This is a genomic window from Breoghania sp. L-A4 (assembly GCF_003432385.1).
Lineage (GTDB): Bacteria > Pseudomonadota > Alphaproteobacteria > Rhizobiales > Stappiaceae > Breoghania.
In genome coordinates, this window is record NZ_CP031841.1 from 626,230 (window position 1) to 650,482 (window position 24,253).

20 protein-coding genes and 3 pseudogenes are annotated in these 24,253 nt (G+C 65.2%); 18 read left to right on the top strand and 5 right to left on the bottom strand.

Annotated features, from left to right (window positions below; translation table 11 throughout):
* Window positions 1-25: 25 nt before the first annotated feature.
* Both D1F64_RS03010 and D1F64_RS03015 read right to left on the bottom strand, forming a co-directional pair.
* Window positions 26-895 carry a DUF1194 domain-containing protein gene (locus D1F64_RS03010; protein WP_117411206.1) on the bottom strand — a complete coding sequence of 290 codons (870 nt, stop codon included), beginning with the start codon at window positions 893-895 and terminating at the stop codon, window positions 26-28.
* Between the two features lie 269 nt (window positions 896-1,164).
* Window positions 1,165-1,977 (bottom strand): DUF1194 domain-containing protein, encoded by an 813-nt coding sequence (locus D1F64_RS03015; protein ID WP_117414388.1) that lies wholly within the window; start codon window positions 1,975-1,977, stop codon window positions 1,165-1,167.
* A gap of 923 nt (window positions 1,978-2,900) precedes the next feature.
* Between D1F64_RS03015 and D1F64_RS03020 the strand changes: the two are divergent.
* From D1F64_RS03020 to D1F64_RS03095, 17 genes and pseudogenes are all read left to right on the top strand, one after another.
* Window positions 2,901-3,835, top strand: a pseudogene (locus tag D1F64_RS03020) (sugar-binding domain-containing protein).
* Between the two features lie 84 nt (window positions 3,836-3,919).
* Window positions 3,920-4,915 (top strand): BMP family ABC transporter substrate-binding protein, encoded by a 996-nt coding sequence (locus D1F64_RS03025; protein WP_117411207.1) that lies wholly within the window; start codon window positions 3,920-3,922, stop codon window positions 4,913-4,915.
* A gap of 101 nt (window positions 4,916-5,016) precedes the next feature.
* On the top strand, window positions 5,017-6,030 hold the full coding sequence (locus D1F64_RS03030) for a BMP family ABC transporter substrate-binding protein (RefSeq protein ID WP_117414389.1): 1,014 nt from the start codon (window positions 5,017-5,019) through the stop codon (window positions 6,028-6,030).
* A gap of 43 nt (window positions 6,031-6,073) precedes the next feature.
* The gene (locus tag D1F64_RS03035) at window positions 6,074-7,600 is read left to right on the top strand and encodes an ABC transporter ATP-binding protein (protein ID WP_117411208.1); all 1,527 of its coding nucleotides are present in this window, start codon (window positions 6,074-6,076) and stop codon (window positions 7,598-7,600) included.
* Window positions 7,597-8,706 carry an ABC transporter permease gene (locus tag D1F64_RS03040; protein ID WP_117411209.1) on the top strand — a complete coding sequence of 370 codons (1,110 nt, stop codon included), beginning with the start codon at window positions 7,597-7,599 and terminating at the stop codon, window positions 8,704-8,706. Before D1F64_RS03035 ends, D1F64_RS03040 begins: the two co-directional genes overlap by 4 nt.
* A gap of 10 nt (window positions 8,707-8,716) precedes the next feature.
* On the top strand, window positions 8,717-9,685 hold the full coding sequence (locus D1F64_RS03045) for an ABC transporter permease (RefSeq protein ID WP_117411210.1): 969 nt from the start codon (window positions 8,717-8,719) through the stop codon (window positions 9,683-9,685).
* Window positions 9,682-10,083, top strand: a complete 402-nt coding sequence (gene cdd / locus D1F64_RS03050; protein WP_117411211.1) for a cytidine deaminase — start codon at window positions 9,682-9,684, stop codon at window positions 10,081-10,083. Before D1F64_RS03045 ends, cdd begins: the two co-directional genes overlap by 4 nt.
* Window positions 10,080-10,898 carry a purine-nucleoside phosphorylase gene (locus tag D1F64_RS03055; RefSeq protein WP_117411212.1) on the top strand — a complete coding sequence of 273 codons (819 nt, stop codon included), beginning with the start codon at window positions 10,080-10,082 and terminating at the stop codon, window positions 10,896-10,898. Before cdd ends, D1F64_RS03055 begins: the two co-directional genes overlap by 4 nt.
* 81 nt (window positions 10,899-10,979) lie before the next feature.
* On the top strand, window positions 10,980-11,801 hold the full coding sequence (gene deoC, locus D1F64_RS03060) for a deoxyribose-phosphate aldolase (protein WP_117411213.1): 822 nt from the start codon (window positions 10,980-10,982) through the stop codon (window positions 11,799-11,801).
* The gene (gene deoA, locus D1F64_RS03065) at window positions 11,753-13,066 is read left to right on the top strand and encodes a thymidine phosphorylase (RefSeq protein WP_117411214.1); all 1,314 of its coding nucleotides are present in this window, start codon (window positions 11,753-11,755) and stop codon (window positions 13,064-13,066) included. Before deoC ends, deoA begins: the two co-directional genes overlap by 49 nt.
* A gap of 101 nt (window positions 13,067-13,167) precedes the next feature.
* On the top strand, window positions 13,168-14,397 hold the full coding sequence (locus D1F64_RS03070; RefSeq protein WP_117414390.1) for a phosphopentomutase: 1,230 nt from the start codon (window positions 13,168-13,170) through the stop codon (window positions 14,395-14,397).
* 8 nt (window positions 14,398-14,405) lie between these two features.
* On the top strand, window positions 14,406-15,278 hold the full coding sequence (locus tag D1F64_RS03075; protein ID WP_117411215.1) for a phytanoyl-CoA dioxygenase family protein: 873 nt from the start codon (window positions 14,406-14,408) through the stop codon (window positions 15,276-15,278).
* Window positions 15,278-16,263: pseudogene (locus tag D1F64_RS03080) on the top strand (adenosine deaminase). The gene D1F64_RS03075 and the pseudogene D1F64_RS03080 overlap by 1 nt, the downstream one beginning before the upstream one ends.
* A gap of 182 nt (window positions 16,264-16,445) precedes the next feature.
* A pseudogene (locus tag D1F64_RS25000) lies at window positions 16,446-16,643 on the top strand (DUF1688 domain-containing protein); the annotation flags it as partial.
* Window positions 16,640-17,608: a DUF1688 family protein gene (locus D1F64_RS03085; protein WP_205470634.1), complete on the top strand. Its 969-nt coding sequence runs from the start codon at window positions 16,640-16,642 to the stop codon at window positions 17,606-17,608. The pseudogene D1F64_RS25000 and the gene D1F64_RS03085, both read left to right, overlap by 4 nt.
* A gap of 60 nt (window positions 17,609-17,668) precedes the next feature.
* Window positions 17,669-18,298, top strand: a complete 630-nt coding sequence (gene upp, locus D1F64_RS03090) for a uracil phosphoribosyltransferase (protein ID WP_117411216.1) — start codon at window positions 17,669-17,671, stop codon at window positions 18,296-18,298.
* Between the two features lie 114 nt (window positions 18,299-18,412).
* The gene (locus tag D1F64_RS03095; RefSeq protein ID WP_117411217.1) at window positions 18,413-19,177 is read left to right on the top strand and encodes an SDR family oxidoreductase; all 765 of its coding nucleotides are present in this window, start codon (window positions 18,413-18,415) and stop codon (window positions 19,175-19,177) included.
* 39 nt (window positions 19,178-19,216) lie between these two features.
* Here the strand turns inward: D1F64_RS03095 and D1F64_RS03100 are convergent, their stop codons facing one another.
* A complete protein-coding gene (locus tag D1F64_RS03100) occupies window positions 19,217-19,912 on the bottom strand; it encodes a pyrimidine 5'-nucleotidase (RefSeq protein ID WP_117411218.1) in 696 nt (231 codons plus the stop codon).
* A 221-nt stretch (window positions 19,913-20,133) separates the two neighbouring features.
* Between D1F64_RS03100 and D1F64_RS03105 the strand changes: the two genes are divergently transcribed.
* A complete protein-coding gene (locus tag D1F64_RS03105) occupies window positions 20,134-21,003 on the top strand; it encodes a TIGR00730 family Rossman fold protein (protein ID WP_117411219.1) in 870 nt (289 codons plus the stop codon).
* Window positions 21,004-21,009: 6 nt separating this feature from the next.
* Here D1F64_RS03105 and D1F64_RS03110 read toward each other — a convergent pair whose 3' ends face one another.
* Together D1F64_RS03110 and D1F64_RS03115 are read right to left on the bottom strand one after the other, a co-directional pair.
* Window positions 21,010-21,783 carry a hypothetical protein gene (locus D1F64_RS03110; protein WP_162901244.1) on the bottom strand — a complete coding sequence of 258 codons (774 nt, stop codon included), beginning with the start codon at window positions 21,781-21,783 and terminating at the stop codon, window positions 21,010-21,012.
* Entirely contained in the window at window positions 21,776-24,223 is a 2,448-nt protein-coding gene (locus D1F64_RS03115) for an AAA family ATPase (RefSeq protein WP_117414391.1), read from the bottom strand. The genes D1F64_RS03110 and D1F64_RS03115 overlap by 8 nt, the downstream gene beginning before the upstream one ends.
* Between the last annotated feature and the right edge of the window lie 30 nt (window positions 24,224-24,253).

Genomic DNA, 24,253 nt, shown 5'->3' on the forward strand with positions numbered 1-24,253 from the left:
AATGGCTTTTGCCGGTCGCGCGCTGTCAGTCCCACTCGCGATCGCGCATGCGTTTTTGCCACAGCCGCTCGCCGATCAGGCAGAATTCAGGATCGAAGGCGGCGTTGCGCACCGGCGGGGCGCTGCCGGGAACGCCGGTATCGGGGGCGGACGGCGTCAGTCCGGCGATCTCCAGCACCAGTTTCATGCGCACGGCTTCGGCGAAGGCGGCGATGTCGCGCACGGGGATCGCGAACGATCCGGGGCCGCCGATGACGCATTGCTTGTAGTACGCGTCCAGGTTTTCGATGTCGTACCAGCCCGACGTCATCCGCTTGAGCATAAGCGGCAAGCCGTTGATGGAGACACCGGCCGCGACGATCTCGTCGCGGGCGAAATGCACCGGCGATCCCTGGTTGTTGGGGCCGTCGCCGGAGATGTCGATCACCTTGCGCAGGGCCGTGTGCGGCAGTCTGCCGAACATGCTGGCGGAATAGAACAGGCCGCCGCTGATCGAGGTGCGGAAGACCCTTTGCTGCGAGGCGCGCGCCAGATCCGAGGCGAACCGCTCCGCCGAGGCGCGGTCGGAGACCACCTGCCAGTCGACCAGCGTGTGTTGCGACGTGGCGCCGCCCCATTCCACGTAGGCGAGTGCGATCTTGCCGGTGAGCCCGGTGCCGATGGCTTGAAGCACCTGCGGCGAGGTGATGGCGTTGATGTAGCCCAGCCGCTGCAGCCGCTGTTCGTCCTCGTCCATCGAATAGGAGACGTCCACGGCCAGTACCAGGGCGAGATCGACCTCTTCGGCCTTTGCCGAGGGGATGGCTGGAAGGATGATCCCGACAGCGAGAAGGAGTGCCGCGAAGGCGGTGCTGAATTGCCGGGCGGGATACTGGCGGGCGGGATATTGGCGCATGGCTCTACGTCCAACAGCGCGACCTGGCCGAAGACCGTCCGGACGATCGCGATTCGCTCCCCTCACCCAAGGGCAGTTTGGCAGAGCGCGCCGCCGGCGCAAAGACAGAAAGACCGCGCGCTGTCACAACTGTGATCGCAAAAAAAGGCTGCGGCACCGGAGTGCCGCAGCCAGGAAACAAAGAAGCGGGGAGGGACACTTCTTTGAGCGGCCGATCGGTGCGGGCGGACGCCCGCCCCAATCGGTCAAACGACAATCCGGGACCGTATTCAGTTGAACAGGTCGCACGGAACCATTCGGCGGCCCTTGGCGAACATCACGGTGTCGCGCCCGTTGGCCGGGTTGGGCGAGAGCCCTGCCACTTCCAGCACCAGTTTCATGCGGATGGCGTCTGCGAAGGAATCTTTGGAATGCACGGGGATCGTGAAGGCGCCCGGGCCGCCGATGACGCAGTCCTCGTAGTAGTGGTCGAGATTCGGCATGTGATACCAGCCGGTGCCCGTGCCCTTCATCATCAACGGCAGGCCGTTGATGGTGATGCCCTTGGTCAGAGCGAGATCGCGCGCCTGGGTGACCTGCCCGCCCTGGTTGTTGGGCCCGTCGCCGGACATGTCGATCACGCGGCGCAGGCCGAAGTACTGGTTGTCGTCGATCATCGCCACCGAGAAGCTGAGCGCCGACGTGATGGAGGTGCGCTGCACCTGGCGCAGCGGCGCCTCGGCGACCTTGGAGGCGAAGACGGCGGCGGTGTCCGGTCCGTCGATGATCTGCCAGTCGGCAACAATGTATTGTTCGCCGTCGCCGCCCCATTCGACATAGGCCACGGCAATGCGTCCCGTGGGGCCGATGCGGATGGCTTCCAGCACTTCCGGAGAGGTCAGGGCGGAAACGTAGCCCTTGCGCTGAATGGTCTGCTCGTCGTCGTCCATGGACTGGGAAATGTCGACGGCGAGGATCAACTCCACGTCGACTTCCGCCGCCGGGTCGTAGTTGACCGGGCTCGCGGCGCTCGCGGGGAGGGCGATCACCGCGGCCGCTACGGCGGCGATGGCTGTTTTTGTTACTTGTTGAACGCGACGCATCGGCACGGTCCTTTATGCACGCGGGATCGACAGCCTGATCATCCGGTCACCTGCAGCCTGGGAGGGCGGCGCTACGCGCAAGGTGCTGGATCGATTTTGGCCCGTCCTGCCATCCATGCCTTGATAGAGACCTACCGAACGTGTGTTCATAAGTAGATTTTCTATTTCGGCGTTTGGCGTAAGTATATGATCGACTATTCGAACTTAGCCAAGACCTTACGGCCAAGGCTCCCAACAGTGAAGTCGGTCAAATACGAATATAATCTTGATACTTGATAATTAATTTTAAGTTAATTTGGAAGAGCGATGCATATGTAGCACTACGAACGAAGATTCAATTGCGGATTAATAGCAAGTGCCGCGTGTATACGCGCGCGCGCCCAGGATCCCGGAGGCCGCTGCAACGCATCGTCAGTGCAATTCAGTCAGTCGGCCCTTGACCACGTCACCCATTCGTGATGGGTTTGATGAAAGAAATCTCGGCCGATGAATATATTTTCATGCCTCCGTGGTGCGGTGGATCGGTTGGGTCGCCATACCGAAGGTTAGAGCAAATACCATGCCAATACCGGGCGATGCTCGATGCATGCTCTTGCAGCCTTCCGGCGGTCCGCGGCCCTTTCGGACAACGCGCGTCCGACCGGCGCGTCGGGCGCGCGCGACCCTGCAGGTTCAATGTCTTGCGGTGATCGCAAGCCGGCAGGGCTGCCGTGCCGGGCCTCCATCCGGGATCCCGGCATGAGGCGGCAGGGGCGCCGGCGGCGTGGCCGGTCTGCACAACAGTTGACCGATCCGTCGGGGCAGGATGCCACGTGGCGAGGATGAACGGACTGCCCCAATGACGGCGCGGCAACGATGAACGGGCGAGCACAATGAACGGACGCGAGGACTGGACCACGTATCTCGCCATTCGCGCGGCATGGATGTCCTTCGTCGGCGGCTGCACGCAAGGTGACATCGCGACCCGTCTCGGGGTTTCCCCCGCCAAGGTGCACCGGTTGATCGCCCATGCGCAGCGCAACGGCTATGTCCGTTTCCAGATCGAAGGCCGCCCTCTGGAATGTCTCGAACTGGAAGAGAAGCTCGCGCGCGCCTTCGGTCTCAACAACTGCATTGTCGCGCCCGATATCTCCCAAGGTGCTGCGGGCGAAGAGGCCGCGATCCGCAGCGTCGGCGCGGCGGCCGGCAATCTGCTCGCGGGAATGCTGGGCACCGGCGACATCAAACAGATCGGCGTCGGCATGGGGCGCACGCTCAAGGCCGCGGTGATGGCCATGCCGCGGGTCGCGCGTGAAGACCTGGCAATCGTCTCGATTTCCGGCAGTCTCACGCGCAAGCTCTCCGCGAACCCCTATGATGTCGTGCAGCATATGGTCGAGCGCACCGGCGGCGAAGGCTACTATCTGCCTGTGCCCTATCTGGCGGCCACGGTCGCCGAAAAGGACATGTTTCTCAGCCAGCCGAGCGTGCAGGAGCTGCTGGTAAGGGCGCGGCGTTCCGATACGTTTGTCGTTGGCATCGGTTCGCTGGAAAATGAAGGCCATCTCGTGCGCATGGGCCTGATCTCCCCGAGGAACAGGTGGCGCTGCGCACCGGTGGCGCGGTGGGTGATTTGATGGGCCGGTTCATCGACATCAGTGGCGCGGTGGTGCCCGTGCATCTGGGTGAACAGGCGGTGGGCTTGCCGTTCGAGGATGTACAGGGCGCGCGCGTGCTGGCGCTGGCGGGCGGCGTCTCGAAGGCCGCCGCCACCCTGTCGGCCCTGCGCACCGGAGTGATCACAGATCTTGTGGTCGACGAGACGCTGGCGCAAAGCCTCGCCTCGGCGGCCGCGGAGAAACTGCCGCAATCTGCCTAGGCGCGGCGGAAGCATGACCGTTCGAAAAGAAGTTCAATCGATGGCGCCCGGGGGAACGTGGCGTCCGGAACGATGGAGAGCAGGATGAAATCGATCGTGAACCTGATGGGCGCCGCGGCGCTCGCAGTGATGTCGTCGGCGGCCATGGCGGCGGAACAGCCTGCCGTCGTCTATGACATGGGCGGAAAATTCGACAAGTCGTTCAACGAGAGCGCCTACAACGGCGCGGAAAAATACAAGGTGGACACCGGTACCGAGTACCGCGACTTCGAGATCCTGAACGACAGCCAGCGTGAACAGGGACTGCGCAATTTTGCCCGCCGCGGCATGAGCCCGATCGTCGCGATCGGCTTCTCCTATGCGCAGGCCGTGGAAAAGGTCGCCAAGGAATTCCCCGACACGCAGTTCGCCATTGTCGACATGGTGGTCGACCTGCCGAACGTCCGCTCGATCGTCTTCAAGGAGCATGAAGGCTCCTATCTGGTCGGCATGCTCGCCGCCATGGCGTCGAAGACCGGCAAGGTCGGCTTTGTCGGCGGCATGGATATTCCGCTGATCAGCAAGTTCGCTTGCGGCTATGTGCAGGGCGTCAAGGCCACCAATCCGAATGCCGAAGTCTTCCAGAACATGACGGGCACCACGGGCGCTGCGTGGAATGATCCCGTCAAGGGCGGCGAACTCGCCATGTCGCAGTTCAACCGTGGCGCCGACGTGATCTATCACGCCGCCGGCGGCACCGGCATCGGTGTGCTGCAGGCCGCCGCCGACGCCGGAAAGCTCGGGATCGGCGTCGACAGCAACCAGAACGCGTTGCACCCCGGCTCCGTGCTGACCTCCATGCTCAAGCGCGTCGATGTCGCCGTCTACACGGCGTTCGAGGACGCGGCCAAGGGCAACTGGAGCGCCGGAATCCAGGTTCTCGGTCTCGCCGAGGGTGGTGTGGGCTGGGCGTTCGACGACAACAACAAGGACCTGATCACGCCCGAGATGAAGGCGGCGGTCGAGAGCGCCACCGCGGACATCGTCTCCGGCAAGATCGCGGTTCACGACTATATGGCGGACAAGTCCTGCCCGATGTGATCTGAGCCCCGCGCGGTGCGCTCTGCACCGCGCGGGATCTGGCGACCGGAAGGCCCGATGGGCGTCTCCGTCGCGACTGTGCGGACAACATGGTGCTGGCAATGAAAACCTGGGCTCTTGGGCTTGCCGCGCTGACAGCGGCGATCGCGTTTCCCGCCAATGCGGCGGAAAACGACACCGCGGCGTTCAAGCCCGCCATCGTCTATTCGGTCGGCGGCAAGGCCGACGGGTCTTTCAATGAGTCCGCTTTCGCCGGTGTCACGCGGTTCACCAATGAGACGGGCATTGCGGTGCGGGAGTTCGAAATCCTGCGCGACGCCCAAAGCCTTCAGGCTCTGCGCAACTTCGCCGGCCGCGGTCATGCGCCCATCGTCGCCATCGGCTTCAATCAGGCCGGCGCCGTGGCCGAGGCGGCCGCCGGCTTTCCCGATGTCGGCTTCGCCATTGTCGACATGATCGTCGATGCGCCGAATGTCGCTTCCTATGTGTTCAAGGAACACGAGGGCGCCTATGTCGCGGGCGTGCTGGCGGCCATGGCGTCGAAATCCGGCACCATCGGTTTTGTCGGCGGCATGGACGTTCCCATCATCCGCCGGTTCCTGTGCGGATACCGGCAGGGCGCCGCGGCGACAAACCCCGCCGTCAAGGTCATCTACAACATGACGGGCGACACACCGGCCGCCTTCGCCGATCCGGCGCGCGGCGCGGAACTCGCCTTGTCGCAAATCGGCCGCGGCGCGGACGTGATCATCCAGGCGGCGGGCGGCACCGGCATCGGCGTGCTGCAGGCGGCCGCCGACAAGGGCGTGCTCGGGATCGGAACCGATTCCAACCAGAACGGCCTGCATCCGGGTCAGGTTCTGACCTCCATCCGCAAGCGCGTCGACAATGCCGTCTACAGCAGTTTCCAATCCGCAGTGGCCGGCGACTTCAAGCCCGGGGTCCGCGTTCTGGGCGTCGCCGACGGCGGCATGGACTGGGTGCTTGACGACAACAACGCGTCGCTCGTCACACCCGCCATGAAGGCCGCCGCCGACACTGCGGTTGCGGATATTTCAAACGGCACGATCAAGGTGCATGATGTCGTCGCCGACGGCCCGTGTCCGTTGGAGTGACCATGCCAGGCAAGCGTCGCATCGCTCACCCAGGAATCCGTCCATGACACCGGCCATCGAGCTGATCGGCATCGACAAGAGCTTCGGCGCGGTGCGCGCCAATCGCGATATCGATCTGGTGGTCGCCAAGGGCACGATCCATGGCATTGTCGGCGAGAACGGCGCGGGCAAGTCGACGCTGATGTCGATCCTCTATGGCTTCTACCAGGCCGACCGGGGCCAGATCCGCATCAACGGCAAGCCGGTCGTTCTCAACGATTCTCGCGCCGCGATCGCCTCCGGCATCGGCATGGTCCATCAGCACTTCATGCTGGTGGACAATTTCACGGTGCTGGAAAATGTCGTCCTGGGGGCAGAGGGCGGCATGACGCTCGCCAGGGGAATGGCGCATGCCCGCAAGGAGCTGCAACGGCTTGCCGACGACTATGATCTGAAGGTCGATGTCGATGCCGAGGTGGGTCAGCTTCCCGTCGGCGCCCAGCAGCGGGTGGAGATCCTGAAAGCGCTGTTTCGCGGCGCCGAGATCCTGATTCTTGATGAGCCGACCGGCGTGCTGACCCCGCCGGAGGCGGATCATCTGTTCCGCATCCTCAGGGTGCTGCGCGAGCAGGGCAAGACCGTGCTGCTGATCACCCACAAGCTGCGCGAGATCATGGCGGCGACCGACACGGTCTCGGTGATGCGCCGCGGCGCCATGGTGGCGACGCACAAGACATCCGAAACGACCCCGGAACGGCTCGCCGAACTGATGGTCGGCCGTCACGTGTTGCTCGATATCGACAAGGGTCCCGCGCATCCCGGCCGTCCGGTGCTGGAAGTCGAGGGCCTGACCGTGCGCGACACACGCGGCGTCACGCGGGTCGATGATGTGTCGTTCACGGTGCGCGCGGGTGAGATCGTGGGCATCGCGGGCGTGTCCGGCAACGGCCAGTCGGAATTGCTCGAAGCGATCGCGGGCATTCGCCGAGCGGTGAGCGGCTGCATCCGTGTCGATGGCCGCGACGTCACCTCGGACGGTGACTGCGATCCCGCCCGCATGCGCGCCGCCGGCGTCGGGCATGTGCCCGAGGACCGCCACCGCATGGGGCTGGTGAACGCCTTCGCGGAATACGAGAACGCCGTGCTGGGCTATCAGGACGACCCGAAATACGGGGAAGGGATTTTTCTCGATATCGACGCGATGCGCGACGACGCGCGTGAAAAGATCGAGAAATACGATATCCGCCCGCCGAGCTGCCTGTTGCGGACCGCGAGCTTTTCGGGCGGCAACCAGCAGAAGATCGTGCTGGCGCGGGAAATCGAACGCGATCCCGTGGTGCTGCTGGTCGGCCAGCCGACGCGCGGGGTCGACATCGGCGCCATCGAATTCATTCACAAGCGGCTGATCGAGTTGCGCGACGCGGGCAAGGGCATCCTGCTCGTGTCCGTCGAGCTCGACGAGATCCGCATGCTTTCCGACAAGGTGCTGGTGATGTTCGACGGCCGTCTCGTGGGCGAGCGCTCGGCGGACGCCAGCGAACGCGAGCTCGGGCTGATGATGGCCGGCATCGAACAGGAGGCGGCCGAATGATCGACGGACAGTTGCCGCGATGGGTCGACTACGGCCTGTTGCCCGCGATCAACGTCGCCGTGGCGTTTCTCATCTCGGGCCTCGTCGTCCTGATGATCGGCGAGAACCCGCTCGAGGCGGTGAGGATTCTTCTCTGGGGATCTCTCGGCTTCGGCGAGGGCGTGGGGTTCACGCTGTTTTACGCCACCAACTTCATGTTCACCGGTCTAGCCGTGGCGGTGGCCTTTCATGCCGGACTGTTCAACATCGGCGGCGAGGGACAGGCCTATGTCGGCGGCCTCGGCGTCGCGCTGGCCTGCCTGACGCTCGACCATTATGTTCCATGGTGGGTGACCTTTCCCGTGGCGGTTGCCGGCGGCGCGCTGTTCGGCGCCGCATGGGCGCTGATCCCGGCCTGGCTGCAGGCCAAACGCGGCAGCCACATCGTCATCACCACGATCATGTTCAACTTCATTGCCGCGTCGCTGATGGTCTATCTGCTGGTCAACGTGCTCGCGCCGGCCGCCAGCATGCAGCCGGAAACCCGCACATTCGATACGGGAGGCCGGCTGCCCCTGATCCGCGAATTGTGGCCGTCACTCGATCTCGGTCAGGCGCCGCTCAACCTTGCCTTCGGTCTGGCGCTGGCGGCGTGCTTTTTTGTCTGGGTGCTGATCTGGCGTACCAAACTCGGCTATGCGATCCGCACCTTTGGCGCCAATCCCACCGCCGCCGTCTATGCCGGCATCTCGCCGATGCGCATCACGGTCATCGCCATGCTCATTTCCGGCGGATTGGCGGGGCTGATGGCGATCAACGAAGTGATGGGATCACAAAGCAGGCTTTTGATCGAGTTCACGGCGGGCTATGGCTTTGTCGGCATCGCGGTGGCGCTGATGGGGCGGGCTCACCCGGTCGGCATCCTCTTCGCCTCGGTGCTGTTCGGAATGCTGTATCAGGGCGGCGCCGAGCTGGCGTTCGAGAAGCCGGCCATCACCCGCGACATGATCATTGTCATCCAGGGACTGGTGATCCTGTTCGCGGGCGCGCTGGAGCATATGTTCCGCCCGACACTGGCGAACCTGTTCGCAACGATCGGGCGCAAGCCCGTGCCAGCGGCGGAGTGAGGAGGCGGCGATGTTTGAAACCCTGATCCTCACGCTGGATTCCACCATCCGGCTGTCCACGCCGCTGCTGTTCGCGTGTCTTGCGGGCTTGTACTCCGAGCGGTCCGGGGTCTTCGACATCGGGCTTGAGGGAAAGATGCTGGCGGCGGCTTTCGCGGCGGGCGCGGCGGCCGGAGTTACAGGGAATGCCTGGCTGGGTCTTTTCGCAGCGATTGCCGCGTCCGTGGCGCTGGCTTTGGTGCACGGATTCGCCTGTATCACCCATCGCGGCAACCAGATCGTTTCGGGCGTCGCCATCAATTTTCTGGCGCTCGGCCTGACCACGCTTCTGGGCCAGACCTGGTTCCATCAAGGCGGGCGCACGCCGTCTCTGAGCGTTGACGGCCGCTTCCAGAACATCGTCTTCCCAGGCGCCGACGCCCTCCGCGATGTGCCGGTGCTGGGGCTGCTCTATTCCGAACTTCTCTCGGGGCACAACATCCTTGTCTACGCCGCCTTCCTCACGGTGCCGCTGTCGTGGTGGATTCTGTTCCGCACCCGCTTCGGCTTGCGTTTGCGCGCGGTGGGCGAGAACCCGGCGGCGGTCGACACGGCGGGCATCTCGGTGGTGTGGCTGCGCTACCGCGCGGTCATGTGCTGCGGTCTGCTGTGCGGCCTCGCCGGTTCCTACCTGGCGATTGCCCAGTCGGCCGGATTCATCCGCGACATGACCGCGGGTAAGGGCTTCATCGCCCTGGCGGCGCTGATCTTCGCCAAGTGGAAGCCGGTCCCGGCCATGTTCGCCTGCCTTCTGTTCGGGTTTCTCGATGCGGTCGCCATCCGCCTGCAGGGCCAGTCGCTGCCCGGCATCGGCCAGATCCCGGTGCAGGTCTTCCAAGCGCTTCCCTATGTCCTCACGGTCACCTTGCTGGCCGGATTCATCGGCCGCGCGGTGCCGCCCAAGGCGGGCGGCGTGGCCTACGTCAAGGAGCGCACATGAGCGCGCTGGAAGAACTGTTTGCGGCGGCAAGCGCCGCGCGGGCGCGGGCGCATGCGCCTTATTCCCGGTTTCAAGTGGGCGCCGCCATCCGCTGCGACGACGGTTTGGTGCATGCGGGCTGCAACGTCGAGAACGCAAGCTATCCCGAGGGCTGGTGCGCGGAGACCACCGCCCTGGGCAGGATGATATCGGAAGGCGGCAGCCGGACGATCATCGAGGTTCTGGTGATGGCCGACGGCGAGCGCCTGTGTACGCCCTGCGGCGGGTGCCGCCAGCGGCTGTCGGAGTTCGCAAGTCCCGATACCCAAGTGCATATCGCCGGGCATGAGGGCCTGCGCAAGAGCTTCACGCTGGGCGAATTGTTGCCCGCGAGCTTCGAGTTTGGAGATGGTTCATGAGCGGTTTCGGCAGCCAGTGCGCCGAGATGGTGCGCGCCGCGCGCGACGGCGACTACCGCGTCGGCCTGGTGCTCGGCTCAGGACTGGGCACCCTGGCGGATGAGGTTGAGGACGCCGCACGCATTTCCTACACGCATCTGCCCGACTTTCCGGTCTCCAGCGTCTCCTCGCATTCCAGCGAGGTCGTCGCCGGCCGGCTTGCCGGTCAGGACGTGGTGGTGCTTTCGGGCCGCGCGCACTTCTATGAGAACGGCAACGCGGCGGTGATGCGCACGCCGATTGAAATGCTCAAGGAACTGGGCTGCGAGATCTTTCTCGCCACCAACGCGGCCGGCTCCCTGCGCGCCGAAGTGACGCCCGGATCGCCGATGCTGATCAGCGATCACATCAATTTCTCCGGCGTCAATCCGCTGATCGGAGAAGAAAGCGACGCGCGTTTTCTCGACATGAGCCAGGCCTATGACCCGGGTCTGCGCGAGCGCCTGATGCGCGTTGCGGCCACCAATGACATGGAACTGGCCGAGGGCGTCTACGCCTGGTTCTCCGGTCCGTCCTTTGAGACGCCGGCGGAAATCCGCATGGCGCGGACGCTCGGCGCGGACGCTGTCGGCATGTCGACGGTTCCCGAAGTGATCCTGGCGCGCTATCTCGGGATGCGGGTGGCGGCGATCTCGACAATTACCAATCTGGCCGCCGGCATGCAGGAAAGCCTGTCGCACGCGGAGACCAAGGAAATGGGTCTGGTCGGCGTGGGGCGGCTGAAAACGCTCGTGCGCGGCCTGCTGGCCGATCTGGACAACCCGGCGTTCAAGTAGACCCACGTTCCGGCCCGGTATGCGACCGATGCCCCTCGCGTTGTCCGCAACGCAACACTGATACGGATGATGAGACCCGATATGGCTGACACCGACGCCTGCGTGATCGCCGCGCGCGCTCTTCCGCTGCTCGATCTGACCAATCTCGACGACGGGTGCAGCGCCGCCGACATCGAGGTTCTGTGCGGTCGCGCGGTGACCCCGCACGGTCCCGTGGCGGCCGTCTGCATCTGGCCGCGCTTTGTCCAACAGGCCAGAAGCCTTCTCGTGGGCACCGGCGTGCGCATCGCAACGGTGGTGAATTTTCCGGAAGGCGGCGAGGACACGGCTGCCGTTGTCGCGGAAGCGCGTCAAGCGCTTGAGGATGGTGCGGACGAGATCGATCTGGTGATGCCCTATCGGGCCTTTCTCGACAGCCGCAAGGGCTATGCGGAGACACAGATTGTCCGCGTGAAGGCGGCCATTCCGGCGCCGGCGCGTCTGAAGGTGATTCTGGAGACCGGAATACTGGAGGATCCGGACGTGATCCGGGAAGCGTCCGAGCTGGCGATTTCGGCGGGCGCGGATTTCATCAAGACCTCCACGGGAAAGGTCGCCGTCAATGCGACGCCGGAAGCGGCGAAAATCATGCTCGAGACCATTGCCGACATGGATCGCAACGTCGGCTTCAAGCCGGCCGGCGGTATCCGCACGGTTGCCGATGCGGGTGTCTATCTGGCGCTTGCCGATGAGATTTTGGGCGCCGATTGGGTCAGTCCGGAGCATTTCCGCTTTGGCGCCAGCGGATTGCTCGATGCGCTCGCAATGGTACTGGATGGCGGCGACGCCGTGTCCGCCGGCAAGGGTACTGAGCCGTGCTGCCCCAGGAAATCATCCGGATCAAGCGCGACGGCAAGAGCCTGACAAGCGAACAAATCGCCTTCTTTGTAAAAGGCCTCACCGAGGGTTCCGTGACGGAGGGACAGGTCGCGGCGCTCGCCATGGCGGTGTTCTTCAACGGCCTGAGCGTCGAGGAGCGCGTGGCGCTGACACTGGCGATGCGCGATTCCGGCACGGTGCTCGACTGGTCGGACCTCGATCGCCCCGTGCTCGACAAGCACTCCACCGGCGGCGTGGGCGACAATGTCTCGCTGATGCTGGCGCCGGCGCTGGCCGCCTGCGGCGCCGCTGTGCCGATGATCTCCGGGCGGGGTCTTGGGCACACCGGCGGCACGCTCGACAAGTTCGACAGCATTCCCGGCTACCAGACCCAGCCGGACAACGCGATGTTTCGCAAGGTCGTGCGCGATGTCGGCTGCGCCATCATCGGCCAGACCGGCGATCTGGCTCCGGCCGACAAGCGCTTCTACGGCATCCGCGACGTGACGGCGACGGTGGAGAGCCTCGACCTGATCACCGCCTCGATCCTGTCGAAGAAACTCGCCGCCGGGCTTCAGTCGCTGGTGCTCGACGTCAAATGCGGTTCCGGCGCCTTCATGGCGACCGAAGATGAGGCGCGTGCGCTGGCCGAGAGCCTGGTGCTGGTGGCCAATGGCGCGGGCCTCAAGACCACGGCGCTGATCACCGACATGAACGAGCCGCTGGCGTCCGCCGCCGGCAATGCGGTGGAAATGCGCAACGCGGTCGATTTTCTGACGGGGGCGGAGATCGACAATCGCCTGTTCGATGTGACCGTCGCGCTGGGCGGCGAACTCCTGGCGAACGGTGGTCTGGTGCGGGACGCGGAAGAGGGCGGCGACCGCATGCGCCTTGCGTTCGAGAGCGGTGCGGCGGCGGAGATCTTCGGCCGGATGGTGTCGGCGCTGGGCGGTCCTGCCGATTTCGTGGAGAAGGCGGAGACCTATTTGCCCGAGGCTCCGGTTGTCCGCGAGGTCTATCCCGACACTCCCGGGCTGATCAGCGCTATCGACACGCGCGCGATCGGCATCGGCGTGGTGGAATTGGGCGGCGGGCGTCGGGCGGCCAGCGATGTCATCGATCATTCGGTGGGCTATTCGGCACTCGCCGGTCTCGGTCATCCGGTGGGGCCCGACGCCATGCCGGTCGGCGTGGTGCACGCGCGCGACGAGGATGCGGCCGCGCGCGGCGAGGCGGCGTTGAAGGCCGCCTATGCGATCGGCGGCGATGTGCCCGACAATGCCGTGATCAAGGCGCGTATCGCGCCCTGATCGCGCCACAAGAAGCAAATAAAGCCGGCGGCCTTCAACAAGCACGGCGGGTTCCCTGCGAGGGACGCTCGATCAGGGAACATTCAACGAGGATGGAAACAATGGCGCGCGCTTTCCTGATGGTGCTCGACTCCTTCGGCATCGGCGCCGCGGGCGATGCCGAAGCCTTTGGTGACGCCGGTTCCGACACGCTGGGTCATATCGCGCAGGCCTGCACGCGCGGCGAAGGCGACCGCGACGGGCTGCGCGCGGGACCGCTGCATCTGCCCAATCTGGATCGTCTCGGTCTGGGCGCAGCATCGCGCGCCTCGACGGGAACCCGGGCGCCGGGGCTGGATTTCTCAGGGGATCCGGAGGGCCTGTGGGGGTATGCGTGCGAGGTTTCCAACGGCAAGGACACACCGTCGGGCCATTGGGAAATCGCCGGCGTGCCGGTAACGTTCGACTGGGGCTATTTTCCGCATACCGTGCCGTGCTTCCCGCAGGCGTTCATCGACGAGGCCATGCGGCGGGCGGAGCTTCCCGGCGTGCTCGGCAACAAGCATGCGTCCGGCACCGAGATCATCGCCGAGCTGGGCGAGGAGCACATCCGCACAGGCAAGCCGATCTTCTACACCTCGGCGGATTCCGTGGTTCAGATCGCCGCGCACGAGACGCATTTCGGCCTGGACCGCCTCTACGCGCTCTGCGAGATCTGCCGCGAGCTTGTCGACGAATACAACATCGGGCGGGTGATCGCCCGGCCCTTCGTCGGCGAGACGGCCGAGACCTTCGTGCGCACCGGCAACCGCCGCGACTACTCCGTGCTGCCGCCCGAGCCGACGCTGCTCGACAGGCTGAAGGCGCAGGGACGCGCGGTCATCGCGGTGGGCAAGATTTCCGACATCTTCGCGCACCAGGGCATCACGAAGCTGCACAAGGCCACCGGCAACGCGGCGCTGCACGACGCGACGCTGAAGGCCATGAACGAGGCGCAAGACGGCGATCTCGTGTTCACCAATTTCGTCGACTTCGACATGCTTTTCGGCCACCGCCGCGACGTGCCGGGCTATGCCGCCGCGCTGGAGGAATTCGACCGGCGTCTGCCGGAAATCCAGGCCAGGCTGGAACCCGGCGATCTCGTCATTCTCACCGCCGATCATGGCTGCGATCCGACTTGGGAAGGCACCGATCATACCCGCGAGCATGTACCGGTTCTCGCCTTCGGTCCGGACATCAGGCCCGGCGCGATCGGTGGACGCGAGACGTTCGCCGATATCGGCGAGAGCATTGCCGCGCATCTGGGTATCGCGGCCGGCAAATACGGCACGAGTTTTCTGAACGGAAAGTGAGAAGCAACATGCGCGCGCGTTCATTCCAGGCAACCCGCGACGGGCACCTGACGCAAGAAATGCAGCAGGCCTACGATGACGACGGATTTCTGGTGCTCGAGGGATTTGTCGCACCGGCGGCCTGCGATGCCCTGCGCCACAGGATGACGGCGCTGATCGATGACTTCGATCCGCAGAGCGTCTCCACGGTGTTCTCCACCACCGCGCAGTCGCACGCCCGCGACGATTACTTCCGCGGCTCCGGGGACAAGATCCGCTTCTTCTTCGAGGAAGAGGCCTTCGACGAGGCCGGTGATCTCGTCAAGGACAAGCATGCCGCGCTGAACAAGGTCGGCCACGCGCTGCACGATCTCGATCCGGTGTTCGAGGGCTTTTCGCACACTCCGAAACTGGCCAAGGTGGCCGCCGACCTGGGACTGGTTGATCCGAAACTTGCCCAGTCGATGTATATCTTCAAGCCGCCGCATATTGGCGGCGAAGTGAACTGCCACCAGGATTCAAGCTTCCTGCACACCGATCCGATGACATGTACCGGCTTCTGGTTCGCGCTCGAGGACGCGGACGACACCAATGGCGGTCTCTATGGCGTGCCGGGCGGGCACAAGGGGCCTCTGCGCAAGCGTTTCCACTATGACGATCGCGGCGATCTGGTGATGGAGGTGCTCGACGACACGCCCATGGCGCCGGAGGACATGCACGCGCCGCTGATCGCGCCAAAGGGCACGCTCGTGGTGCTGCATGGACTTGTGCCGCACCGCTCCGCGCCCAACCGCTCGCCGCGGTCGCGTCACGCCTATGCGCTGCACATGGTGGATGGCGCGGCGACATGGTCACAGGACAACTGGATCAAGCGCGACATGCCGATGCGCGGGGTCAGCTGATGCTGCCCACCGCGGAACTGCATTGCCATATCGAAGGCGCTGCTCCGCCCGATCTGGTGCGCGAACTGGCGCAGAGGCACGGCATTGACGTCACGGGCCTGTTTGACGATGGGGGCGGCTACCAGTGGCACGATTTCACGTCGTTTCTCGCCGCCTATGATCTGGCCAGTTCGGTCTTTCGCACACCGCAGGACTATGCCGCGCTCTCGTATGCCCATTTCACTCAATGCGCGCGAGAGGGCATGATCTACGGCGAGATCTTCATCTCTCCCGATCACGCGATGGCGGCGGGCCTTGGCTATGCCTCCTACGTGGAGGGGCTGGCCGAGGGGGTCCTGCAAGCCAAGGAGGACTGCGGCATCGAGGCGCGGATGATTGCCGTCGGCGTGCGGCATCTCGGCGCGGAGGCCGTGCAGCGGGCGGCGGCCACCGTCATCGCCCATCCCCATGCGCTGGTAACCGGCTTTGGCCTTGCCGGCGATGAACGTCATGGCGTGGCTGTCGATTTCGCGCCGGCGTTCGCGATGGCGCGCGAGGCCGGGTTGGGGCTGACGGCGCATGCGGGTGAGTTCGGCGGACCCGGCAGCGTGCGCGACGCGCTCGATCATTTCGGCGTGACGCGTCTTGGCCATGGCGTTCGGGCCATCGAAGAGCCAGCGCTTGTGGCGCGTCTGGCGGACGAGGGCATCGTGCTGGAAGTCTGCCCCGCCTCGAACGTCGCGCTGGGCTTTATGATGGATATGAGGCGCATCCGGTTGCGCGCTTGCGTGACGCGGGGGTGGCGGTGACGCTGAACTCCGACGACCCGCCGTTTTTCGACACCAGTGTCGTGCGGGAATACGCAACCGTTGCCCAGGCGCACGGCTGGGGCGCCGCGGATCTCTTTGCCATCACCCGCACAGCCATCGGCGCGGCCTTCTGCGATGAAGCGACAAAGACGGAGCTGCGCGAAACGCTGGCCGCCGCGGTCGCGCAAGCTTCCTGAGTGCCCGGCACCGGCACTTGAGGCGGGCGGAGCGAAGGTCTATTCCCGTTCGGGCGCGCAAGACGCCGTTTTGAGACTTCCACACGATCGGCGAGATGATGACGAACGAAGCAAACGACACGGTTTCCGGCGCGGCCGGCGCGCTGCTCTCCGCCAGCGCCGTGCGCCAGCGAGCCGATGCGATGTTCGACCGGGCGCTGGCAGGCACACTCGGGCATTTCACGCTGAACATGCCTGTTCTGGACGGTCTCGCGGCGCGCCTTGTCGAGATGCTGTCCGAGACCTCGGATGAGAGGGGCACGCCGTTTTACGCCTGCTGGCGGGCATTCGAGGCGGGCGGCCGCGACCGCTGGGCGATGCTGGGCGCCTATCGCCAATGGGACGATGTGCGCGACATGGGGCGCGCGGCATTCGATCTGGCCTTCGTCTCCGCGATCCTCGGGCCGATCCGGGGCGGCACTGGTGCTACCGCGAGGCCGCGACCGGCGAGGTCTATCGAGGCGCTACGGGGCTGGCGATCGCGTCGCTTGCCATGCTGGCGGCCGGCTTGTTTTCCGCTGATCCCGTCGATCCGCTGCGCGCCGACGCGACCGCTCTGGCGCGGCTCGGTGACGAAGAACTGGCCTCCGGTTTGCAGCATGGCGAGGGCAATGAACTGGCGGGTTTCGAGGGGCGCTGTGCTCTGCTGCGGCGTCTCGGCGAGGCGGTCGCCCTGCGCGATACGCTATTTTCCGCAGGCAGTGATCTGCGCCCCGGATGCCTGTTCGACGCGCTGATTGACGAGGGCGACGCGCCGCTCGCCGCTGACCATATTCTCGCGGTCATTCTCGATGCGCTGGCGCCGATCTGGCCGGAGCGGGTGGCGGTCGACGGCATCCCGCTCGGCGACACATGGCGTTATACCGAGACATTGACCGGCGGTGCGAACGGGGATCTCGTCCCCTTGCACACGATGGCGCAGGCGCTTGTCCTGTCGCTGGTCGAGCCGCTTTTGTGGGCCGGCGTCGCGGTGGATGACTTTGACGGACTGACCGGGCTTGCCGATCTGGTCCACGGCGGTCTCTTTGTCGATGCCGGCGTCCTGGTTCCGCGCGATCCCGATGCGCTGTCGATTGCGTGGGACGCGGGTGCCGCCTTCGTGCTGGAGTGGCGCGCGTTGACCGTGGCGCTGCTTGATCGTCTGGCCGCTCGGGTTCGCGCTCTGGCCGAACTGGATGCCCATGAGCTGCCGCTCGCCTGCGTGATGCAGGGTGGCACGGTGCCGCTGGCACGCAAGATTGCGTTGGAAAAGCGCGATGCGGGCCGCCCGCCGCTTGGGATTGCGACCGACGGCACGGTAATCTGATACGGGTTCGATCGCCGCCAGGCGGTGTGAGCGATACATTCACCTCAAGGAGATCCGCACATGGCCGGCGCAACCGTCATCGACCATCCGCTTGTCCAGCACAAGCTCACGATCATGCGCAACAAGGAAACCTCGACGCAGGGCTTCCGGCGGCTGTTGCGCGAGATCTCGCTGCTGATGTGCTACGAGGTCACCCGCGATCTGAAGCTCACCAGCGTCACCATCGAAACCCCGCTGGCGGAGATTCAGTCGCCGGCGCTGGCCGGCAAGAAGCTGGTCTTCGCGTCGATCCTGCGCGCAGGCAACGGCCTGCTGGAAGGCATGCTGGATCTGGTGCCCTCCGCCCGTGTCGCGCATATCGGCCTGTATCGCGATCCCGAGACGCTGACGCCGGTGGAATATTACTTCAAGGCACCGCAGGACATGGAGGACCGGCTGGTCATCGTCGTTGACCCGATGCTGGCGACCGCCAATTCCGCCATCGCCGCCGTCGAGCGCCTCAAGGAGCGCGGCGCGCACAATCTGCGCTTTGTCTGCCTGCTGGCGGCACCCGAGGGCATCGCGAAATTCAACGAGGCGCATCCGGATGTGCCGATTTTCACGGCGTCCATCGACCAGAAGCTCAACGATCACGGCTACATCGTGCCCGGTCTTGGCGACGCGGGCGACCGGATGTACGGCACCAAGTAGCCTTCGCCGCCGCGCCGATGAGGCGTCGTGCAAATTTTCCCTTTTTTCGCGGCGCGATCGGGTTTATTTTGGGCACCAAAATAAATCACGATCGATCAAGGAGAGGGGAAGCGCATGACGCCCGGAGCGATTTATTCGAGCCTAAAGGACCGCACCGTGCTGGTCACCGGCGGTGGCAGCGGAATCGGCGAGTCGATTGTTGAGCATTTCATCGCGCAAGGCGCGAAGGTCGGTTTCATCGACATCGCGGAGGAGGCGTCCAAGGCGCTGGTCGACAAGATCCGCGCCGAGGGCGGCACGGTTCATTTCGAGCAGTGCGACCTGAAGGATATTCCCGCAACGCAGGCCGCCATCGGCCGGATCCGCGAGGCGCTGGGACCAATCACCATTCTCGTCAACAACGCCGCCCATGACCAGCGCCACGCAATCGACGAGGTAACGCCGGAGTACTGGGACGACCGGATCGCGGTCAATCTCAAGCACCAGTTCTTCTGCGCGCAGGCCGTGGCGCCGGACATGAAGGCTGCCGGCCGGGGCGCGATCATCAACATGGGCTCGGTGTCCTGGATGATCGGTCAGGGCAACATGCCCGGCTACACCACGTCGAAATCGGCCGTCGTCGGCCTGACCCGGGCGCTGGCGCGCGATCTCGGCGAATTTGGCATCCGGGTGGTGTCTGTCGCGCCAGGCTGGATCATGACCGAACGCCAGATCGAGCTGTGGCTGGACGAGGAAGGCGAGAAGGAACTGATGACCCGCCAGTGTCTGAAGCGCAAGCTGGTGCCGGCCGACATCGCCAAGTCAGTTCTGTTCTTCGCCTCTGACGAAGCCGGCGCCTGCACCAACCAGACCTATGTGGTCGACGGCGGCTGGGTGTAAACGTCAGTTCCGCGGGGACATTGGACCGCGCGGGACCGCTCAGGCGAATTGCGGCATAAGATCTTCGAGGAATTGAGTCAGATCGTCGGTCACATGCTCGATGTGGGCGGCCGAGCTGTTCTCGAGCTCCCAGGCCTCGCGAAACACCTCCCGTGTGCCGTCGGGCACGATGAGCACGGTGCGCATGCCCAGCGCGCCAGGCACCTCCAGGTTGCGCGCCAGGTCCTCAAACATGGCGGCGCGGCCGGGGTGGATGCCGTTGCGCGTGAGGAAGAGATCGTAGGTCTCGCGATGCGGCTTGGGCAGCAGATCCGCCTCGACGATTCCGAAGATGTCGCTGAAATGATCCGTGATGCCGAGCTTGGCGGCGACGCTTTCGGCGTGCTTGCGCGTGCCGTTGGTCATGATGAACTTGCGGCCGGGCAGCCGCGCGATGGCGTCCCCGAGCCGCGGGTCGGGCAGCAGCGCCGAGTGGTCGATGTCGTGCACGAACTCCAGGAAGGCGTCCGGCTTGATGTCGTGCTCCAGCATCAGTCCGCGCAACGTCGTGCCGTAGCGCTGGTAGTAGCCCTTCTGCAGGGTGCGCGCGTCGTCGTGACTGAGACCGATCAACCGCTGCACATAGTTGGTGATCTTCACGTCGATCTGGGCAAACAGGTTCGTGTGCGCCGGGTACAGCGTGTTGTCGAGATCGAAGATCCACTCGTCGACGGAGCGGAAGGAGCTTGCCGTCATGAAGAAGGACTCGCGTTGCGGCGACCACGGCCCGGTATGGGCCAGCGCTGTCGGTCACATGGAGACCGGGATGTAGTGGCTTGGTGGTACTGCGTCAATCAGGGTACCCCGGGGCCCCGGCCCGTGCGCGGGCACGAGGGATCACGATCGAAGCGCTCATACTTGTCGCCCGAGCCCACTCTCCGCTATGGCTAGATCATCTGCAATCGGCGAGAGCACCTATGCCTGACACACCGGACGACGACCACCCGCTGAGCTACGTGAGCTCAAAGGCAGATGTCGAGGCTTCGGCGCGGACTGTCGAAAGCCCGCAGACGCGTTCGCCGACCTATCGGCTGGCCTTCGATGATCGCGACCTGATGCTGCGCGACGAGATGCGGGCGCTGCGTCTGCAGCTCGAGTTCGCCAAGGCGGATCTCACCCTGCGCGAGCGCGGCATCAAGTCGACCGTCGTCATTTTCGGTTCGGCGCGTATTCCCGAGCCGGGCAAGAAGAGTGCAATCGGTGGCGCGCCCGGTCGCGCGCTGGAGCGCAAGTCGAAATTCTACAAGGAGGCGCGGCGCTTCGCGACGCTTGTGTCCCGCGTCTCGGCGCAACATGGCGGATGCGAGTTCGTGGTGGTGTCAGGCGGCGGGCCGGGGATCATGGAGGCGGCCAACCGCGGCGCCAGCGACGTCGGCATGCATTCCATCGGGCTCAACATCGTGCTGCCGCACGAGCAGGATCCCAACCCTTATGTGACGCCGGATCTGTGCTTCCAGTTTCACTATTTCGGCATGCGCAAGATGCACTTCCTGCTGCGCGCCAAGGCGCTGGTCTGCTTTCCCGGCGGGTTGGGAACCCTCGACGAGCTGTTCGAGACGCTGACGCTGACGCAGACCGGCAAGATCGAGCCGATGCCGATCCTGTTGTTCGGAAGGAGCTTCTGGGAGCGGATCGTCAATTTCCAGGCGCTTGTCGACGAAGGGACGATCTCCGCCGAGGATCTCGATCTGATCACCTATGTGGACACGGCCGAGGAGGCCTGGGCCATCATCGCCGGCCACTACGCGGAGGAGGACCTGAACGGCGGTCTCGCCGCGAAGCCCTGATCGGGGTCATACCGCCTGCGGCGCTTCCTCCAGCACCAGAAGCGGCACGCGCAGGTGACGCGCGGCTTGCGCGATGGCGTCGCTGTCCAGAAGGCCCATGGTCCCCCGCGCCAGCACGATGAGACGCGGCGGGTTGTGATCCCATTGCTGCGGCAGGGCGCGCCAGTCCGCGATGCCTGCGAGATGATGCAGCGGCTCGTGCGTCGCCCGGGCAAGCTGTTGGGCAACCGCTTCCACTGGCGCCCGCGATGCGCCGGACGCTGTAACCGCGACCACGCCCGAGCGATTGGGTAGCGGCCGGCCGGGACGATACAGCGCCGCGCCCGGAGAGCGCTCGACGGCCCGCCACAGGTTGCGCTCGGGAAAGGCGTCCCGTTCCAGGGGCGACGGCGGCTCGCAATAGACGACGATGTCGGACTGGCGCACGGTCTGCGCGATCACCGTTTCGGCGCTCCCGCGCAGTGTCTGGAAGCTCCATGTCAGCTTGACGCGGGCCGCCTCGTGTTCGAGCCGCCGCCGCAGGGCGCTTGTGGCAGTGCGGGTCTCGCGCGCCATCGCCTCGCTGATGCCCGGGGGTTGCGGCGCGCCGGAGCGCGACAGCCATGCGGCGCCCGGATGCGCCCCCAGGGTCGCGACGGCTTCGTCCTCAACGGTCATCGCGAGCAGTTCCAGACCCAGCCAACTGGCGATTTCGGCGGCTTCCGCCAGCAAGCGGTCGCTGCCGGAGCCGGCGGCAAATCCGAACACCAGGCGCGTGTATCCGGGCTGTCGCTCAGTCATTGTCCGCCTTCCCGCTGTCCTCGCCCGCGGACCCGGCCTTCGCGAAGGTCCGACGCTTGTCCGCGAAGCCCTTCAATCGGTCCTCGACCCGCCGGTTCACGCTGTCCTGCGGGAAGGTGCCGTCCGCCCCGCGTTCGCCGGCCGGCAATCCGGTGAGCAGCGCCATGCCCTCGTCGATGGTCTCAATCGCATAGACAGCGAATTGTCCCGCCTCGCAGGCCTCGACCACGTCGGCGCGCAGCATCAGATGCTGGACGTTGCTCCTGGGAATGATCACGCCCTGCTGGCCCGTCAGTCCGCGCGCCTTGCAGATGTCGAAGAATCCCTCGATCTTGTCGTTTGCTCCGCCGATGGCCTGAATCTGTCCGCGCTGGTCCACAGAGCCGGTCACCGCCAGATCCTGGCGCAAGGGTGTTTCGGAAAGACTGGACAGCAGGGTGAACAGTTCGGCGGCCGACGCGCTGTCGCCGTCCACGCCGCCGTAGGATTGCTCGAACACAAGTGTCGCCGCGAGCGACATGGGGTCTTCCAGAGCATAGCGGCCGGAAAGATAGCCCGACAGAATCATGACGCCTTTCGAGTGCAGCGGGCCGCCAAGTTCCACTTCGCGCTCGATGTCGACGAGTTTGCCGGTGCCCATGCGCACGCGCGCCGTGATCCGCGAAGGGCGGCCGAAGCGAATCGCGCCGAGCATGATCACGCTGAGGCCGTTGATCTGGCCGGTCTGACTCCCCGTGGTCTCGATGCGCGCGATATCGCGCAGGATGTATTCCTGCATCCGTTCGCGAAGCCGCCCCACGCGGTGTTCCTGCTCGTCGATCGCACGTTGCACCGCCGTCGCGGTGATGACCGACGCGCCGTCCTCGCGCGCCCAGAAATCCGCTTCGCTCAACAGGTCGCTGATGGCGCCGACTTCAAGCGTCAGCTTGTGCGCGTCCTCGGCCAGCCGGGAGGCGTGCTCGACAACCCGCCCGACGCCGCCGGGATCGAGATGCAGCAATGCATTCTGGCGGCACGCGGTGGCGAGAAAGCACGCGAAGTCGCCGGTGGCCGCGTCGTCGCGATCGATATCGTCCTCGAAATCCGCGACGACTTTGAACAGCTCGCGGGTCTCGGGGTCGATGGCGCACAGCAGGTGATACAGCCAGCGTTCGCCGATCATCACCACCTTGACCTCCAGGGGCACGGGCTCGGGCCGCAGAGAGATGGTGCTGATGCCGCCGAAATAGTCGGCCGGGCTTTCGATAGCGATGCGGCGGGCCTTCAGCGCGCGCTTCAGGGCGTCCCAGGCCAGCGGCTGGCCGAGCACCTGGCGCGCGTCGAGGACGAGGTAGCCGCCGTTCGCCCGGTGCAGGGCACCGGCCTTGACCAGCAGGAAGTTGGTGATCAGCGCGCCTTGCTGCGGCACATGCTCGACCCGGCCGACAAGGTTGAGCATGGTCGGATTGTCGAGCGTGACGACCGGCGCGGACGCATCGCCGTCCTCGCGCGGCACCAGAACGTTGACCAGATAGCGGTCGAAGCCGCCGTTGAAGAGCTCCATCAGCCCACCCTGGCCGCCGTCGTCGCTGCCGCCGACGAACATGTCGACATTCTCCGACAGATCCTGTTTTACCCGCTCCAGGTGATCGAGGACGACCGGCAGGTCCGAGAAACGGGCCACCATCTCGGCGATGGACTGCCCCACCGCCTGCATGGCGATTTCGCGGTTGAGATCGCGCAGACTGGAGCGGCGCTCCTTGTCCCAATTGGGGATCGACTTGAGGATCGCCTCGAGTTCCGCCTGCAGCGTCTGGATCTTTTCCTTGTAGCCTTCGCGCTCCTCCTCGGGCAGCGCATTGAACGTCTCCGGCGGGATCACCGAGCCGTCCTTCATCGGCGCCAGCGCGAATCCCATCGGCGTCTTCAGGATGGCGACGCCGGCGGCGTCCGCCTTCTCCTTCAGGACCGCGAAGCCTTCCTCCTGGTGCTGGTGGAACGCCTCGTCGATGGCGTTGCGGCGGTTCTGGTAGTCCTCGCTTTCGAAAACGGCGGCCAGCGCCGAGCGGAGATCGTCGATCAGTTCTTCCATCGCATCGCGAAAGGCCAGCGCCCTGCCATACGGCAGTTCCAGCGCCTGCGGGCAATCCGGCACGGCGAAATTGTGGACATAGACCCATTCACCGGGAGGCTTCTCGGCTCGCGCACGCTCCTCGAGCAGTTGGCTGACGGAGGTGTGGCGGCCGAGCCGCGGCGTGCCGATGACGAAGAGATTGTAGCCGTGCCGTCTGATGCGGGTGCCGAAGTCGATCGAGGAGAATGCGCGGTCCTGCCCGACGAGTCGTGGCACATCCGCAAGTTCTTCCGTCGTCTTGAAGGAAAACTGCCCGAGCACGCAGCGCCGGTAGAGGGCGTCGGGCGCGAGCTTGCCTGCGGTACCGGTGGATGGCGGTGAGATCATGTCGAACAAGGCCCCTCGGCGCGCTTTGGT

Excerpts from the sequence above, each read along its gene's own strand:
- D1F64_RS03055 (WP_117411212.1), top strand. The coding sequence starts at position 10,080 with ATGAGCGGTTTCGGCAGCCAGTGCGCCGAGATGGTGCGCGCCGCGCGC.
- deoC (WP_117411213.1), top strand. The coding sequence starts at position 10,980 with ATGGCTGACACCGACGCCTGCGTGATCGCCGCGCGCGCTCTTCCGCTG.
- D1F64_RS03025 (WP_117411207.1), top strand. The coding sequence starts at position 3,920 with ATGAAATCGATCGTGAACCTGATGGGCGCCGCGGCGCTCGCAGTGATG.
- D1F64_RS03010 (WP_117411206.1), bottom strand. The coding sequence starts at position 895 with ATGCGCCAATATCCCGCCCGCCAGTATCCCGCCCGGCAATTCAGCACC.
- D1F64_RS03085 (WP_205470634.1), top strand. The coding sequence starts at position 16,640 with ATGGGACGATGTGCGCGACATGGGGCGCGCGGCATTCGATCTGGCCTT.
- D1F64_RS03030 (WP_117414389.1), top strand. The coding sequence starts at position 5,017 with ATGAAAACCTGGGCTCTTGGGCTTGCCGCGCTGACAGCGGCGATCGCG.
- D1F64_RS03095 (WP_117411217.1), top strand. The coding sequence starts at position 18,413 with ATGACGCCCGGAGCGATTTATTCGAGCCTAAAGGACCGCACCGTGCTG.
- D1F64_RS03100 (WP_117411218.1), bottom strand. The coding sequence starts at position 19,912 with ATGACGGCAAGCTCCTTCCGCTCCGTCGACGAGTGGATCTTCGATCTC.
- D1F64_RS03045 (WP_117411210.1), top strand. The coding sequence starts at position 8,717 with ATGTTTGAAACCCTGATCCTCACGCTGGATTCCACCATCCGGCTGTCC.
- D1F64_RS03015 (WP_117414388.1), bottom strand. The coding sequence starts at position 1,977 with ATGCGTCGCGTTCAACAAGTAACAAAAACAGCCATCGCCGCCGTAGCG.
- D1F64_RS03040 (WP_117411209.1), top strand. The coding sequence starts at position 7,597 with ATGATCGACGGACAGTTGCCGCGATGGGTCGACTACGGCCTGTTGCCC.
- D1F64_RS03110 (WP_162901244.1), bottom strand. The coding sequence starts at position 21,783 with ATGACTGAGCGACAGCCCGGATACACGCGCCTGGTGTTCGGATTTGCC.
- D1F64_RS03105 (WP_117411219.1), top strand. The coding sequence starts at position 20,134 with ATGCCTGACACACCGGACGACGACCACCCGCTGAGCTACGTGAGCTCA.
- D1F64_RS03075 (WP_117411215.1), top strand. The coding sequence starts at position 14,406 with ATGCGCGCGCGTTCATTCCAGGCAACCCGCGACGGGCACCTGACGCAA.
- D1F64_RS03070 (WP_117414390.1), top strand. The coding sequence starts at position 13,168 with ATGGCGCGCGCTTTCCTGATGGTGCTCGACTCCTTCGGCATCGGCGCC.
- upp (WP_117411216.1), top strand. The coding sequence starts at position 17,669 with ATGGCCGGCGCAACCGTCATCGACCATCCGCTTGTCCAGCACAAGCTC.
- D1F64_RS03035 (WP_117411208.1), top strand. The coding sequence starts at position 6,074 with ATGACACCGGCCATCGAGCTGATCGGCATCGACAAGAGCTTCGGCGCG.
- cdd (WP_117411211.1), top strand. The coding sequence starts at position 9,682 with ATGAGCGCGCTGGAAGAACTGTTTGCGGCGGCAAGCGCCGCGCGGGCG.
- D1F64_RS03115 (WP_117414391.1), bottom strand. The coding sequence starts at position 24,223 with ATGATCTCACCGCCATCCACCGGTACCGCAGGCAAGCTCGCGCCCGAC.